13 protein-coding genes are annotated in these 13,992 nt (G+C 52.0%); 7 read left to right on the forward strand and 6 right to left on the reverse strand.

The genetic code is table 11. The features are described from left to right. The 3 genes from B3P58_RS14415 to B3P58_RS14425 all read right to left on the reverse strand — a co-directional run. On the reverse strand, window positions 1-1,430 hold a 1,430-nt coding region (locus B3P58_RS14415; RefSeq protein WP_286718532.1), incomplete at its 3' end, for an AMP-binding protein. Beyond that, window positions 1,430-2,392, reverse strand: a complete 963-nt coding sequence (locus B3P58_RS14420) for a fumarylacetoacetate hydrolase family protein (protein WP_286718535.1) — start codon at window positions 2,390-2,392, stop codon at window positions 1,430-1,432. The genes B3P58_RS14420 and B3P58_RS14415, both read right to left, overlap by 1 nt. 13 nt (window positions 2,393-2,405) lie before the next feature. After that, window positions 2,406-3,479: a VOC family protein gene (locus B3P58_RS14425; protein ID WP_222428446.1), complete on the reverse strand. Its 1,074-nt coding sequence runs from the start codon at window positions 3,477-3,479 to the stop codon at window positions 2,406-2,408. Between the two features lie 131 nt (window positions 3,480-3,610). On the opposite strand from B3P58_RS14425, the gene B3P58_RS14430 reads away from it, so the two are divergent. Together B3P58_RS14430 and B3P58_RS14435 are read left to right on the forward strand one after the other, a co-directional pair. Beyond that, window positions 3,611-5,194 carry a bifunctional 3-(3-hydroxy-phenyl)propionate/3-hydroxycinnamic acid hydroxylase gene (locus tag B3P58_RS14430; RefSeq protein WP_286718537.1) on the forward strand — a complete coding sequence of 528 codons (1,584 nt, stop codon included), beginning with the start codon at window positions 3,611-3,613 and terminating at the stop codon, window positions 5,192-5,194. Window positions 5,195-5,270: 76 nt separating this feature from the next. Then, complete coding sequence (locus B3P58_RS14435) at window positions 5,271-5,915, forward strand: TetR/AcrR family transcriptional regulator (RefSeq protein WP_145466639.1); 645 nt, start codon at window positions 5,271-5,273, stop codon at window positions 5,913-5,915. A gap of 134 nt (window positions 5,916-6,049) precedes the next feature. On the opposite strand, the gene B3P58_RS14440 is transcribed toward B3P58_RS14435, so the two are convergent. Continuing rightward, the gene (locus B3P58_RS14440; RefSeq protein WP_286718539.1) at window positions 6,050-6,262 is read right to left on the reverse strand and encodes a hypothetical protein; all 213 of its coding nucleotides are present in this window, start codon (window positions 6,260-6,262) and stop codon (window positions 6,050-6,052) included. Window positions 6,263-6,609: 347 nt separating this feature from the next. Here B3P58_RS14440 and B3P58_RS14445 point away from each other — a divergent pair, with 347 nt between their 5' ends. Together B3P58_RS14445 and B3P58_RS14450 are read left to right on the forward strand one after the other, a co-directional pair. Further along, window positions 6,610-8,268, forward strand: a complete 1,659-nt coding sequence (locus tag B3P58_RS14445) for a nitrite/sulfite reductase (RefSeq protein WP_286718540.1) — start codon at window positions 6,610-6,612, stop codon at window positions 8,266-8,268. Window position 8,269: 1 nt separating this feature from the next. Beyond that, complete coding sequence (locus B3P58_RS14450; RefSeq protein ID WP_186435781.1) at window positions 8,270-8,767, forward strand: DUF934 domain-containing protein; 498 nt, start codon at window positions 8,270-8,272, stop codon at window positions 8,765-8,767. A 9-nt stretch (window positions 8,768-8,776) separates the two neighbouring features. Here the strand turns inward: B3P58_RS14450 and B3P58_RS14455 are convergent, their stop codons facing one another. Continuing rightward, window positions 8,777-10,189 (reverse strand): PLP-dependent aminotransferase family protein, encoded by a 1,413-nt coding sequence (locus tag B3P58_RS14455; RefSeq protein ID WP_286718543.1) that lies wholly within the window; start codon window positions 10,187-10,189, stop codon window positions 8,777-8,779. Window positions 10,190-10,329: 140 nt separating this feature from the next. Here B3P58_RS14455 and B3P58_RS14460 point away from each other — a divergent pair, with 140 nt between their 5' ends. From B3P58_RS14460 to B3P58_RS20785, 3 genes are all read left to right on the forward strand, one after another. Continuing rightward, entirely contained in the window at window positions 10,330-11,730 is a 1,401-nt protein-coding gene (locus B3P58_RS14460) for a cytochrome ubiquinol oxidase subunit I (RefSeq protein WP_286718544.1), read from the forward strand. 11 nt (window positions 11,731-11,741) lie between these two features. Continuing rightward, window positions 11,742-12,749 carry a cytochrome d ubiquinol oxidase subunit II gene (cydB, locus tag B3P58_RS14465; protein ID WP_286718546.1) on the forward strand — a complete coding sequence of 336 codons (1,008 nt, stop codon included), beginning with the start codon at window positions 11,742-11,744 and terminating at the stop codon, window positions 12,747-12,749. Between the two features lie 92 nt (window positions 12,750-12,841). Further along, complete coding sequence (locus tag B3P58_RS20785; protein WP_145466632.1) at window positions 12,842-12,967, forward strand: DUF2474 family protein; 126 nt, start codon at window positions 12,842-12,844, stop codon at window positions 12,965-12,967. A 177-nt stretch (window positions 12,968-13,144) separates the two neighbouring features. Here B3P58_RS20785 and B3P58_RS14470 read toward each other — a convergent pair whose 3' ends face one another. Further along, a complete protein-coding gene (locus tag B3P58_RS14470) occupies window positions 13,145-13,804 on the reverse strand; it encodes a phosphatase PAP2 family protein (RefSeq protein WP_286718548.1) in 660 nt (219 codons plus the stop codon). Between the last annotated feature and the right edge of the window lie 188 nt (window positions 13,805-13,992).

Raw genomic sequence — 13,992 nt, forward strand, 5'->3', positions numbered from 1 at the left:
TTATCCTGATACCCAAGATCGCCGGTATTCATCCAGCGATGTGTGTCGTGGCAGTCGAGCCACAAATCTTTATTCTGGCTGTCGATACGGTAGCCGGCAAAAACATTGGCTCCGGAAATAACCAGCACGCCGCTTTCCCCCGGAGAACAATCGCGCAGGTAAGCACCTTGCTCATCTACGGCAACGGCTTTCATCTGTTGTCCGGGCACCCGCAGGCCAACAGACCCCAGACGGCGTTCACCTGCAGGCGGGTTAACGCTGCTGACGCAGGTGCCTTCTGTCAGTCCGTAACCCTCGAGAATTTTCAGTCCGGTGCATTGCTGGAAACGGCGGAATACTTCTACCGGCAGAGGGGCGGCACCACAAAGTCCATACTCCAGTGAGCGGATATCATGATTGCCGATGGGTACATCAAGCAGGCTGGCATACAGGGTTGGTACACCGCTGAAAAAATGAATCCGGTGTGTTGCGACGATTTCCCAGAAGCGCTTCACCACACCGTCGCCACGGTAACCTTGCGGGGTGCCGAGAATCACATGGGCGCCGCGCGAGAATGGCAACAGCCCGGTAATCAGGACCGCATTGACATGAAACAGTGGTAAGCCGCAGAACACATTTTTTCCGGGACCGATATTGGCTCCCATAAACTGTGCAACCGAATGCACATTGGCCACTTCATTGCGATGACGGCGCATAGCAATTTTCGGCAGGCCGGTGGTGCCACCGGTACAGAAAAAAGAAGAATAATCGTCACCGTCAAAATGGCGCTTGCTGAGCAGTTCTGTGGCGTTCTGGGTCTGGCATAAACGCCTGAAATCATGCAGCTGAAGCGTGGCCGGTAAGCCGTGCCGCAGACCGCGCCAGCCGGATTGTGAACGCGCTTCTTTTTTTTGCAGCAGGCGGGCAGCGAGACCTTTAAGGCCGCTTATATGGTCAGCCATATTGATCAGCAGCAAATGCTTAAGTGCGGGCAATTGCGGCAGTATTTGCTGCACTTTTGGCCACAGATCGGTTCCCGGAAAAGGGGCCAAGGTTACCAGAATGCTGGCGTTGGCAGCATTAAGCAATTCGGCCATCGCCTCCGCTTCGAGCAGCGGGTTAATGGCGGCTACGATTCCGCTGGCCTGTCCGCCCCAGATAACAAAATGCGTTTCCGGCAGGTTAGGCAGTATGTAAGCAATGACCGTATCTTTATCGGCTCCGAGATGGTGGAACATATTGGCCGTACGGTGCACCTGTTCCAGCAGCTGCTGGTAACTGAACACTTCCGGTTTATGGTGGTCGTCGGTCTGCAGAAAAAAAGACAGTGCCGGTTGGCTGGCATATTTTACGGCGGCATCGTGCAGCAGCTGATACGTGCTGGTGGGCAATGGCGCGGGTGCCATGGCTTCTGCTGCCAGTACATCGCGGTAATTTGCAATTCCTTCCATCAGGCGGCTCCCCGCACAACCCGGTGCTGCTGCCGGCCAAGATCGATTACGCCGTCAGTGCTGCGGATAACGGCTTCGACCAAGTCGCCATCCTGCAGATACTGTGGTCTTGCGCGTTGCTTTTTCATAAACAGCTCCCACTTTTTCTGCTCCGGGAGAAGAGCTGCCAGCCGCACCAGAAAGGCAGAAGGCAAAGCCAGAGCGCAGCCGCTGGGCGTGCCGGTCATAATGACATCGCCCGGATTAAAATCGGTGATCTGAGAATACTCGGTCAGTGTTTCTGCCGGACGGAATACCATGTTGCCGCTGTTGTCGTGCTGGCGGACTTTACCGTTAACGCTGAGGGTCAGCTGCAGGTCGTTCAGGTATTTCATTTCCTGCCGGTTCAGCAGGCATAAAACCGGCCCGAGCGGACAAAACGTACGGTAGCTTTTGCCTTTATGAAACTGCATTTGCGGAATCTGAACATCGCGTGCGGACACATCATTACCAATGCAGATACCGGCAATATATTCGTGCAGATTATCGGTGGTTACCTGCACGCTCTGGCGGGTTTCCCGGGCCAGTACCAGTGTCAGCTCAACTTCATAATCCAGCAGTTGCACATGGGGCGGGCGGATAATTTCTCCGCTGGGGGCTGTAATCGACGCAGACGATTTGGTGAAAAACATGTTGAAGGCTTTGGCGTCCGGATCGACACCGGAATCGAGCATATGCTGGCGATAATTAGCTCCCTGGCACAGCACCTTGGCGTCTCCGGTAATAGGGGACAGCAACTCAACACTGTTGTCTGCCAGAGCTTCTCCGGTGTTATTGCAGGCATCGGCGACAGCCTGATAACCCAGCGCAATCAGCCCGGCGGTGGTGGTGCAGGGCAGGGGCAGCGGATGAATAAGATTATCGGCGCTGAGGCCCCAGCGAATCTGGTTGTTATGACGGAATCGGACAATTGCTAAAGGCATAATAGGGCTCCTGTCAGCCAAAGATTCTGGCGAGTGTTTTTAATTTTTTTATCGTAACGTCCGGGCTGTAACGCAGACTTCTGAGCAATCCACGGATAGCGCTGAGCGTGATTTTGGGCTTGGTGAAACTGACTGGCATCACCTGCCCCCACTGTGACATGGCATTGCGGCTGACAGGATGCACGCCCATGGGCCGCTCTGCTGTAAATAAATCACCGTCACAGTAATGCTCATGCTTGGCTCCCCAGGGGTCTTGCCAGTAATCAAAAATCTGGCTGCCGAGAATATGGCGGCCGATTCCCCAGGCGTGCTGCCATTTCTTTTCGCGCATGACGCGCTGTCCCATGCCGACCGCATCGGCATCCACCAGTTCGTAAGCACTGTGACTGTATGCCGGCATAAAGCCCTGTGCCATCGCCAGCGTGTGGTGATCGGCCGGGGTGTCTCCCAGATCAAGACGGAAAAAGACCACGGCTGGTGAGCCGTCGGGCAGAACCTGAACATCACTCGGAATAAGGCCGAAGTGGCGTGTGTACCAGGCGCTGGTCTGCTGAAAATCGGCTACTTCGAGAACCAGATGGCCGAGACGCAGTACATCCGGCGCTGTGGCCGGCGGACGCTGGCAATCATTCACGCGCACATGTTCGTTATTGAAATTGAACTGCAGGGGCGCACGGTGCCGCAGAGGCGCGACGCTGTTCTGGCCACAGATGGCTTCTACCCGGAAACCGGAAGGATCGCGCAGACACACCCGCTGGCCACCGCCGGGATAAGGTGCTTCTTCAATCGCCGATGCTCCGTCCAGCTCACTCAACGCCTGCAGGGCGGCTATATCCGCGACTTCAAAGCCGAATCCGGCAAACCCTGCTTTTGCTGCCTTACGGATGCAATAGCAGAAAGGGGCGTTGTCGGCGGCGCGCAGAAAGATGGCTTCTTCACTGCGGCTGGCCGTTTGCAGGCCAAAGTCATGCAGGAAGCGTTCGGCTTTCTCTGGTTCCGGCCGCTCAAACACAAGATAGGCCAGCCGGCAGGCTTTGCTGGTGGGCGAGGGATGCCGTTGGGGTTGCTGGGTAGAGAGTTCAATCATGGCGGACTCCGTTGCTGGGAACGATCATTGTTATTTTGTTATGAGATTAAAACCAATATTGAAACATATTTCAATATTGGTTTTAATCTCATTCGTTGGCGTCGCCAGGATGCCGTTAGCGGAGAATAAAAATGAACAAAGAACGTGGCGGAAAAGAAGCAGAAACAACAGAGGTTCTGATTGTTGGCTGCGGCCCTGTGGGAGCAACCCTGGCAGCCTTACTGGGGCGCTATGGCATCAATACACTGGTGATCGATAAAGCGCCGGACATATTGCTGATGCCAAGAGCCATTGCACTGGATAATGAAGCGTTGCGGGTTCTGCAGATGGCCGGTCTGAGCGAAGACTCGTTTGCCCGTATTCCGATTCCGCAGGTGCAGATGCACAGTCCGGTTATGGGGCGCTTTGCTACCGCAAATACCCGCGGCAGTCTGGATGGTCATCCCAAGCTGGTTACTTTTTATCAGCCGGAACTGGAGCAGGCGCTGGCCGGACGGCTGGCGGCTCTGCCGTCGGTAACGGTGCGCCGCTGTCTGGAGCTGGTAACACTGCGCGATGAGGGCGATGTTGTCAGCGTGGTGGTGAGTGATGACGCTGGCCGGCAGGAAGAAATCCGCGCCCGTTATCTGATTGGTGCCGATGGCGCCAGCTCCCTTGTCCGCAGCCTGATCGGTCAGGATTTTCAGGGCACAACCTATGGCGAAGACTGGCTGATTGTTGATGCCCGGCAGCGGGCAGAGCAGGCCATCGACCATGTTGAGTTTATCTGCGATCCCAGACGATCAGTTCCCCATATGCCGGCTCCCGGTGGTCGTGAGCGCTGGGAGTTTATGCTGCGCCGTGGTGAAAGCCGTGAGCAGATGGAGCACCCGGACAAAGTGGCAGAGCTGATGGCTCCCTGGATCAGCAGCAGCGATCTGCAGATTGAGCGGACGGCGGTGTACCGTTTTCATGCCCGTTGTTGCGAGCGTTTCAGTAAGGGCCGGGTTTTTCTGGTCGGTGATGCTGCGCATATCACGCCGCCTTTTGTCGGTCAGGGGTTGGTTGCCGGCTTGCGTGACGTGGCAAACCTTGGCTGGAAACTGGCCTGGGTGCTGCGTGGCCAGGCGCAGCCGCAGATTCTCGACAGTTATGATCAGGAACGGCGTCCGCATGCTGTGAGCATGATCAACCTCGCCCGCTTTATGGGCCATCTGGTGATGACCCGTCATGCAGTCTCTGCATTTATGGTGCATGGTCTGATGCGCCTGTCGCGCTTGCTGCCGCCGCTGCGTCGTCATCTGGAAGAGTTACGGATTAAGCCGGCTAACCGTTTCCGCCAGGGGTTATTCTGTGCCGGGCAGGGGCTGAAACATCTGCTTCCGGGCAGCCAGCTGGGACAGGGATGGGTACGCAGTGGCGGGGAGGTCCGCCTCAGTGATGATGTGTTGGGAGAACGGTTGCTGCTGGTGGGCTTCAATACCAACCCGCAGGCAGGGCTGAGCGCCGCTTTACGGTCGCGCTGGCAGGCTGCCGGTGGTGGCTTTCTGCAGGTTGGGGTACAGAATCAGAGTCCGGAAACAACCGAGCTGCTGGAAGACCTGGCACAGTCATTATCGGCTCCGGCGTCTGCGGCGCTGGCGGTGGTGCGTCCGGATCGCTTTATTCTGTGCTCCGGCCCGGCAGGCTGTGCTGCGGAGCTGCTGCAGCAGACGCTTGGCTTGCTTGGAAAGTAGCTGTCATCTCAATATTGAGACGGTTTCAATGTGGTACACTGGCGTTCTGTTCCCTTCAGAGACTGGTGCGATCCGCATGACCTCGTCTGCCGAGAATGAAAAACTGACCCGTGGTCACAAGAAAAAAGCCCGTACACGCCAGCAATTGCTGGATGCGGCGCTGAAGATTTACGCCCATAAAGGTGCCGGGGAACTGGCACTGAACGAACTGGCGCAGGAAGCAGGGGTATCCAACGGAACGGTATACAACTACTTCCGTACCAAAGAAGAGGTGCTGGATGCCGTCAGCCTGGCACAGGCGGAAGCCTTGTCTCATGAGGTTGCGCTGATCAGCCGTGGCGTTGCTGATGGTGCCGAGCGGGTTGCAATCGGTATCCGTGCGTTTATCCGCCGTGCAGCACAGGACCGCGAATGGGCCAGTGCCCTGATCAATATCGTACGCTATGCCGAGGGAATGCGTTCGGCTCTGGGCGATTATGTGCGCCATGATGTGCGCACGGGCCTCAGCCAGGGACAGTTTGATTACAGCAGTGAAGATCTTGCCATCCGCCTGCTGGTCTCCGGCGTGATCAGCGCGATGATTGCGATTGTTGAAGGTCGCTATGAAAACGGGGATGACAGCACTGTGGCGGCGATGTTGCTGCAGGCTCTGGGCATGGCGCGGCCACAGGCTCTGTTAGTGGCGGTTAAGGCTTTACCGTCGTTACCGGTGGAGGAATAACAGGAGAGTTGTCTCTGAGCCGGTCCCGGCACAGCCTTATGCCTTTTTCTTTGTACGGGTGGTGTGTACCGCCCGCAATCGTCTAAAAAACCAACGCTTTTCAGCAACCCCCACGGACTATGGCTCCGGCCTGCTTATCGCCAACTTATCCAGTTAGTTATCCACAGAATCTGTGGATTCAATGTCAGCTTTGTCCCCATGTCGCCGGGCGTCTTATCCGTCTGGCGGAGAATGCCTGATGCTTCTGTGCTTGCCGTGCCGATTTTTTTGTGATCCTGCTGCAACCCTTGCCATGCCTTGAAAAATAAAGAAATTTTTAGTTTTTTCTGGCTGTGTAAAAAACGCACGGTTTTTACCGGCTGGCGTATTTACTGCATTCAGGGGAGTTCTCAAAAGAATATGCACAGAAATATCCACAGCTTCTGTGCAAAACTTCAGGGTTGACAGAAAGAACTTATGCACAAATTGCAGATGATGCTTGACGGCGCTTTTTTCTCTGTGTTTGCCGGTAGTGACGAGACGTTGCCTTATTGATATTGCCCGGCAGGTGAAGCGGTTGCGATCGCCTGTGCGCTAGCCTGCAGGTTGGCTACTGCCATCTGTACCTATCGTTTTTCTTTTTTCTTGTCCTGTCAGAGACACTGTCTGATTGATATTTTCCCCCGCCTGACAGACAGAGGGGAGAGTGATACGGATGTATCGGTACGATGAATATGACAGGACGCTGGTTAACGAGCGGGTAGAAGAGTTTCGCGATCAGGTTGCGCGCCGGATGAGTGGTGAGCTCACAGAAGAAGAGTTTCTGCCGCTGCGTTTGCAAAACGGTCTGTATTTGCAGAAACACGCTTATATGATGCGGGTCGCTATTCCCTATGGGGCGTTATCCAGTGATCAGATGCGCGGTCTGGCGGCAATTGCCAATAAGTTTGACCGTGGCTATGGGCATTTCACCACCCGTCAGAATATTCAGTTTAACTGGATTGAATTAGCCGATACGCCAGATATTCTGGCGCATCTGGCGTCTATTGATATGCACGCAATTCAAACATCGGGTAACTGCGTGCGTAATGTGACTACCGAAGCCTACGCGGGCGTTGCCCCCGATGAAGAATATGACCCGCGTATTTTTGCCGAGATTATTCGTCAATGGGCTACCGTAAATCCCGAGTTTTTGTTCCTGCCCCGTAAATTCAAAATTGCAGTCAGCTCCAGTCAGGAAGATCGGGCAGCGGTGCGTATGCACGATATCGGTTTGTATTTGTACCGTGATGAAGAAGAAACGCTGCGCTTTCAGGTTATGGTTGGCGGAGGGTTGGGTCGTACGCCTTTTCTTAATCAGCTCGTAAAAGACAATCTGCACTGGTCGGAAGTTTTGTCATATATTGAAGCGGTTCTGCGGGTATTCAACCGCTATGGCCGGCGTGATAACAAGTACAAGGCACGTATTAAAATTCTGGTAAATTCACTGGGTATAAACGCTTTTCGTGAAGAAGCAGAAGCCGAATGGCAACAGATTCGCGGAAGTTTTTCGACACTTACTGAAGATGAGCTGAGTCGTGTAGCTTCTCAGTTTTTATCGCCGCTTTATAAAGCGTTAGATGATACTGACCTTCAATATGGTCATCACTTAACAAGCAATAGCGAATTTGCTTCCTGGGCATCACGCAGTGTGAAACCACACAAGGTGAAAGGTTATGCCTCCGTGGCAATTTCTACCAAATTTCCCACCAATACGCCGGGTGATCTAACCGCAGAACAAATGCAACGCATTGCCGATTTGGCCGATTTATATGGCTTTGGGGTGATTCGGGTTGCCCATGAACAAAACCTGGTATTGCCGGATATCCCGAAACAAGACCTGTTCAGCGTCTGGACAAGTTTATGTGACGTGGGCTTGGCGTTACCTAACGTGGGTTTAGTCAGCGATATGATTGTTTGTCCCGGAGCAAGCTACTGCAATCTGGCGACGGCCCATTCCTTTCCTGTCGCCAGGAAAGTTGCTGAGGCTTACAGCCTTGAAGAGCAACTGGATGTCGGTGATATCAGTATTAACTTATCGGGTTGTATTAACGCCTGTGCTCACCACCATATCGGGAATATAGGAATTTTAGGATTGAATAAATCCGGTAAAGACTATTACCAGATCACCATTGGCGGCGCTCAGGGAAAAGACAGCCAGATCGGTAAGGTTATTGGTCCGGCGGTGAGTGAAGAGGTGTTACCCGGAGTGGTAAAAAATATCACCAATGCATATTTATCCAATCGTAATGATCACGAAACCTTCCATGAAACTTTTTTGCGCATAGGGCTGGAGCCTTTTAAGTTGGCCGCTTATGGCCCGGCAGGAGCTTAGTATGAAGAATATTATCCGCATTCATTCTGGTGATGCTGCTGTTATTAAATCAGATGACTGGGTTATTGCAGAAGACGTTCATGACACGCCAGATCCCCATGACGTTTTACCCATGGCAGTCTGGTTAGCACGTGTTGAGCAGGGTGAGGAGGTAACGCCAGCAGTCTGGATTGGTGTTAATGATGATCCGATGGAATTACAGAGCGTGATTGATAAGCTCTCGTTTATCGGCGTTTTCTTCGAAGATTTCAAGGATGGGCGTGGCTACTCAACGGCGTATTTACTGCGTAAGCGGTTAAATTATCAGGGCGATTTACGGGCGTTTGGTGATGTATTGCGGGATCAGCTGAGCCTGATGCGTCAATGTGGTTTCGACAGCTTTGCTATTAAAGAAGGCAAAGATCCGTACGATGCGATGAAAGGCCTCAAAGGACTTTCCGTTACCTACAGCAGCAGTGTGTCGCAACCTAACCCGCTTTATAAACGGGTTCGTCGATAGACTTAATCTTTAATGCCCAAGCAGCACGCTGAAAAGCTTTTTGACCGCGGCTTGCCTTTTTTCTGTTAAGGGATGGATATAACTCAAACGTAAAAAGTTTTTATATTGTCCCGAAGCTGAGAAAAGCGAGCCGGGTGTCATAATTACACCTTGCTCCAGTACCTTGTTGTAACTGTTTTGTGTGTTAATGGTTTCGTCTAATTCTACCCACATAGAAATTCCGCCCTGGGCGTGGGTGTAACGAATTTCATCATGCCAATGGTTACTCAATAAGGTCATCAGTTCCCTTTGTTGCTGCTTCAGCGTATTAACCTGTTGAGCCAGATAGCGGCGGTAATGTCCCTCTTCCATAAATGTTGCAAGCCCTTGTTGAGTGGATTCGCTGGAAGATAACTGGGTGACCAGTTTGAGCTGAGCGATTTTGTCGTGCCATTTTCCGCCAAACACCCAACCAATCCTTAAATCCCTTGATAAGCTTTTTGAAAACGAGCTGCACAGAATAACCCGCCCGTCAGGGTCGAGTTTTTTTAGCGGTTCGGCCGTAAACGGCGGGAAGGAAAGATCGCCGTAAATGTCATCCTCTATAATGCAAAAATCTTTTTCTATCGCCAGATTGATCAATTCCCGGCGGGCTTTTTCTGGCATGCAGGCCCCGGTAGGGGTAGCGTAATTCGGGGATGTTATGCAGGCTTTTATCGGCCATTCGGTTATTTTTTCGGCTAAATCCTCAATGCTTAAACCCTCTGAAGGATCCGTGGCAACCTCGATAATTTTCAGCTTCAGCTGCTCCATGATTTGCAGAACACCATAAAACGCTGGTGATTCCACCGCTACGGTATCGCCCGGTGAGCATGTCGCCATAAGCGAAATAAATAGCGCATGCTGGCAGCCTCCGGTGATGCAAACCTGTGCTGGGTCCTGATTCAGACCACGATGGCGGTAATGACTCACAATGGCGTCTTTCAAGCGCATGTCGCCGCTTGAATCATTGTAATAAAGAGCTTTCTGAGTCGGTCTGGAGCGTAAAGCTTTGCTCAAATGCCTGTTCAGTGTGATGAGGTGGCTGGCATCGTTGGCAGTGCCGGCGGTTGGTAAAATATCAAAAGCGGCACTGCGCGCCATGATGTCTCTTAAAATAGCCGGAACCGTTACGTCTCTGGGCGCCGCCGGAGGGTTAATGCGTTTTGGCGGCAGCCGGTCATGGTGTGTCTCAGCTTTGACAAAGTAACCGGATTTTGGCTTGGAAAAGATCAGGCCTTCTGCTTCGAGCCTGTGTAAAGCGTGTAATACAGTGGCTTTGGAAAAGCCTAAGTTCTGGCACATTTCCCGGACGGAAGGAAGTTTTCCACTCGGTAAGAAATGATTGGCTTGTATATCTTTCCGTAACAAGTGTTCCAGCTCTAGGTACTTAAACTGATTCATGGCGACACCCTGATCAACAAACTGTACCTATTCTAAATTAGTTTATTGTGCCTGTTCTGTATTTTTTTTAGTCGTACACTCAACGCGGTTGTTATTTTTAGCTTCGGCTTTCTGGCCGTGCAGAAGGTAGGCAGGACACAATGATTGATTTAAGTGCTGTTGATCTGGCGCGGATACAGTTCGCGTTCACCGTCTCGTTCCACATTATCTTTCCCGCGATAACGATTGGTCTGGCCAGTTATCTGGCTGTGTTAGAAGGCTTATGGCTGTATACCAGAAAGCCGGTCTATATGACTCTGTGCCGGTTCTGGATGAAGATCTTTGCCGTTAACTTCGCCATGGGGGTGGTTTCTGGCATTGTTATGGCGTATCAGTTTGGTACTAACTGGAGCCAGTTTTCTAACTTTGCGGGGGCGATTACAGGCCCATTACTCAGCTATGAAGTGATGACGGCTTTCTTCCTTGAGGCTGGCTTCCTGGGGGTTATGTTGTTTGGCTGGAAAAAAGTTGGAGAGCGGCTGCATTTTGCCTCCACTATTCTGGTTGCCATCGGCACCCTGATCTCAATGACCTGGATTCTGGCATCAAACAGCTGGATGCAAACCCCTCAGGGTTACGACATTATCGATGGGCGTGTTGTGCCGCTGGACTGGTTCGAAATTATATTTAATCCCTCTTTTCCTTACCGTTTAGTGCATATGGGGCTGGCTGCATTTTTGGCGACGGCGTTGTTGGTCGGTGCTTCCGGTGCGTGGCATTTGCTTAAAGGCTCCCATATTAACGTAGCGAAAAAAATGTTATCCATGGCGATGTGGATGCTGCTTATTTCTGCGCCATTACAAGTGTTGGTTGGTGATCTGCATGGTCTGAATACCTTAGAGCATCAGCCAATCAAAGTGGCTGCAATGGAAGCTCATTGGCATAAAACTAAGCCTGGTGAAGGTGTGCCGCTTGTTCTGTTCGCCTGGCCAGATATGGAGAAAGAACAAAACGATTTTTCGATAGAAATCCCCAATCTGTCCAGTCTGATTCTGACCCACTCTATGGATGGTTCTATTCCGCCATTAACTTCCGTTGCCCCGCAAGATCGCCCTAATGTGCCAGTCGTTTTTTTTAGTTTCCGAATTATGGTTGCGCTTGGCATGTTGATGATTGTGCTGGCGCTTGCTGCGTTGATTCTGCGTAAAACAGGCAAGCTCTATGAGAAAAAATGGTTCCTGAATTTTTGTATTGCCATGGGGCCATCCGGTCTGGTCGCCATGCTGGCCGGTTGGTTTGTGACGGAAGCCGGTCGTCAGCCCTGGGTTGTATATGGTTTGCAGCGCACCGTGGATGCAGGGTCGCCCAACAGCGTTACTGCAATGAGTTTGTCTTTGCTGGCGTTTGTAGTGGTGTATGTCTGTGTCTTTGGTGTGGGGGTGCGTTATATGTTGGCGCTGATTGCCAAAGGGCCGGCAGAAGACTACTCGCTGGAGGATGACGAGCACCTGAATAAACGCCCGGCCCGTCCGCTATCCGCCGCAGATGGCGTAGAAATTTAGGAGACCCTGTCATGCATTTTGATTTACCGACTATTTGGGCTTTTATTATCGGCTTTGGCCTGATGATGTATGTGATCCTGGATGGCTTTGATCTGGGGATTGGCTTGCTGTTTCCTTTTATTAAAGACAAGCATGAACGGGATATTATGGTGAACTCGGTTGCCCCCGTATGGGATGGTAACGAGACCTGGCTTGTGCTGGGTGGTGCTGGCTTATTGGCGGCTTTTCCGATGGCTTATTCTGTGATTTTGTCTGCCTTATATGGGCCGATTCTGCTCATGTTGTTTGGTTTGATTCTTCGTGGTGTGGCCTTTGAGTTTCGTTTTAAAGCCACAGAGTCTCATCGTCCGGTGTGGGATAAATTGTTCTTTGTTGGTTCTTTAATGGCAACCTTTTCTCAGGGTGTTGCTGTGGGGGCTGTGATTCTTGGTTTTCAGGTTAAAAATGGTGGATTTTCCGGTGGCGGACTGGATTGGTTAAGTCTGTTCAGTCTGTTTACGGGTTTCAGTTTGCTGTTTGCTTATGGGTTGCTGGGAGTTACCTGGCTGGTTATTAAAACAGAGCACGGTTTGCAGAAGAAAATGCGCGTACTTATTAAGCCATTAACGCTGCTGTTAGCGACCTGTATGTTTATTATCAGTATCTATACACCGATGGTTAACGAAAGCGTGCGGGATTTATGGTTTAACCTGTCAAATATCGTGTATCTGGCACCCTTGCCCATTCTTACTGCCGCTTTTGCTTTTTTGCTGATGGGGGCTGCGCATTCCAAAGACGAGTGCCGGGCTTTTATTTGTGCGGTATGCATGCTGTTTCTTGGTTATCTGGGGCTGTGTGTCAGTCTTTGGCCAAACATTATTCCGCCCGGTATTACGATCTATCAGGCCGCGGCTCCGGCATCCAGTCTCCGGTTTACCCTGGTGGGCGTTGTGCTCATCGTTCCTGTGATTTTGATTTATACCTTTTGGTCTTACCGGGTATTCCGGGGAAAAGTCGTTGATACCGATGGTTATCATTAGGCCCTAACAGGCCCTGGAAAAAGGCTGCAACGGGGCAAGCATTTACCGGGCGCTTATCTCTGCTGTAAAACGTAAATCCGGAGGAACAGGGGATGAAAAAAAGTCTTCATCAATGGAAGTGGCTCTTAATCTATTGGGCCCTCGGTGTAGGGGCGCTTTTCGTGGTCGCGACGGTTATACGTTTTGCCATGACCCTGGCCGGAATGGAATCCGGATAACTAAATCAGGATGACTAAATCAGGATAGCTATATCCGGATTTCAGGAAGGAATATTCAATGCATTCCTTTTTGCATGAGTGACTCTTACCCAGTGCACAGTCTGCTTGAGTCACCCGGATAAAACGGTCATTTCTGTTGGCAATGTTTTCTTGAGTATGACCCACCAGAGCAGGTTTTTAATGCCCGTATCGGGTTGTTGTTTTTGGCAGGCGCAACTGAGCGACGATCACGGCCAGAGCTATGCCGCCGAGCACGTCGGCACCGTAGTGGTAACGCAGATACAGGGTAGACAGGGTAATGCTCAGGGTCATCAGCAACACCAGAACGCGCAATGGCCAGGAATACCAGCGCCAGCAGACCAGCAGTGTTACCCAGGGTACGGCGGTATGCAGACTGGGAAAGCAGTCGTAGGCATAACGGAAGCTGTTTACCGCGTCATAGACCAGACCATCCTGGGTGCCAAGGCTGACACTGAACGCGCTTTCCAGCCACTGACCGGGGCCGATGACCGGCACCAGCAGATACAGCAACCAGCCAATAACCAAGGTGTAAATAATTCCCTGACGCACATGAATAAACGCCGCGGGGTGTTCTGCCCGGCAATAAAACAGCCACAGTAACGAGCCGATGGGTACGGCGTAATAAAAGTGCAGGTAGGCGCTTTCCATCAGCAGGGTCATGGCCGGGCTGACCCAGTGCTGAATCAGCAGCGGCAGCGGCTGACCGAACAATGCTGTATCAAAGGCAATCATTTGCGGGTCCATCAGCTCAATGCCCAGGGCATCAATGGCCAGCTCCAGCCGTAACAGCCGCATCAGCAGATAACCCAGCAGCATCGCCGGTACAGGCCACAGTTCGCGCAGCAGCCATTCATAACGCGGGCTTAAGGTATGGCGTGCCAGTGCCAGACGGGTAAGAACAATCAGCAGGAAAAATATACCGGCACCGGTAAGCGCCGCTTTATTTTCACCGGGCAGCTACTGGCGGATATCACCAAACAGCAGGGCAAACAGCAGAATGCCGG

It is taken from the genome of Thalassolituus sp. UBA2009 (genome assembly GCF_002335285.1).
Taxonomy (GTDB): Bacteria; Pseudomonadota; Gammaproteobacteria; order Pseudomonadales; family Oceanobacteraceae; genus Venatoribacter; species Venatoribacter alkanivorans.

Coding starts and splice junctions, on each gene's coding strand:
- B3P58_RS14420 (WP_286718535.1), bottom strand. CDS start 2,392: ATGCCTTTAGCAATTGTCCGATTCCGTCATAACAACCAGATTCGCTGG.
- B3P58_RS14425 (WP_222428446.1), bottom strand. CDS start 3,479: ATGATTGAACTCTCTACCCAGCAACCCCAACGGCATCCCTCGCCCACC.
- B3P58_RS14430 (WP_286718537.1), top strand. CDS start 3,611: ATGAACAAAGAACGTGGCGGAAAAGAAGCAGAAACAACAGAGGTTCTG.
- B3P58_RS14435 (WP_145466639.1), top strand. CDS start 5,271: ATGACCTCGTCTGCCGAGAATGAAAAACTGACCCGTGGTCACAAGAAA.
- B3P58_RS14445 (WP_286718540.1), top strand. CDS start 6,610: ATGTATCGGTACGATGAATATGACAGGACGCTGGTTAACGAGCGGGTA.
- B3P58_RS14450 (WP_186435781.1), top strand. CDS start 8,270: ATGAAGAATATTATCCGCATTCATTCTGGTGATGCTGCTGTTATTAAA.
- B3P58_RS14455 (WP_286718543.1), bottom strand. CDS start 10,189: ATGAATCAGTTTAAGTACCTAGAGCTGGAACACTTGTTACGGAAAGAT.
- B3P58_RS14460 (WP_286718544.1), top strand. CDS start 10,330: ATGATTGATTTAAGTGCTGTTGATCTGGCGCGGATACAGTTCGCGTTC.
- cydB (WP_286718546.1), top strand. CDS start 11,742: ATGCATTTTGATTTACCGACTATTTGGGCTTTTATTATCGGCTTTGGC.
- B3P58_RS20785 (WP_145466632.1), top strand. CDS start 12,842: ATGAAAAAAAGTCTTCATCAATGGAAGTGGCTCTTAATCTATTGGGCC.
- B3P58_RS14470 (WP_286718548.1), bottom strand. CDS start 13,804: ATGCTGCTGGGTTATCTGCTGATGCGGCTGTTACGGCTGGAGCTGGCC.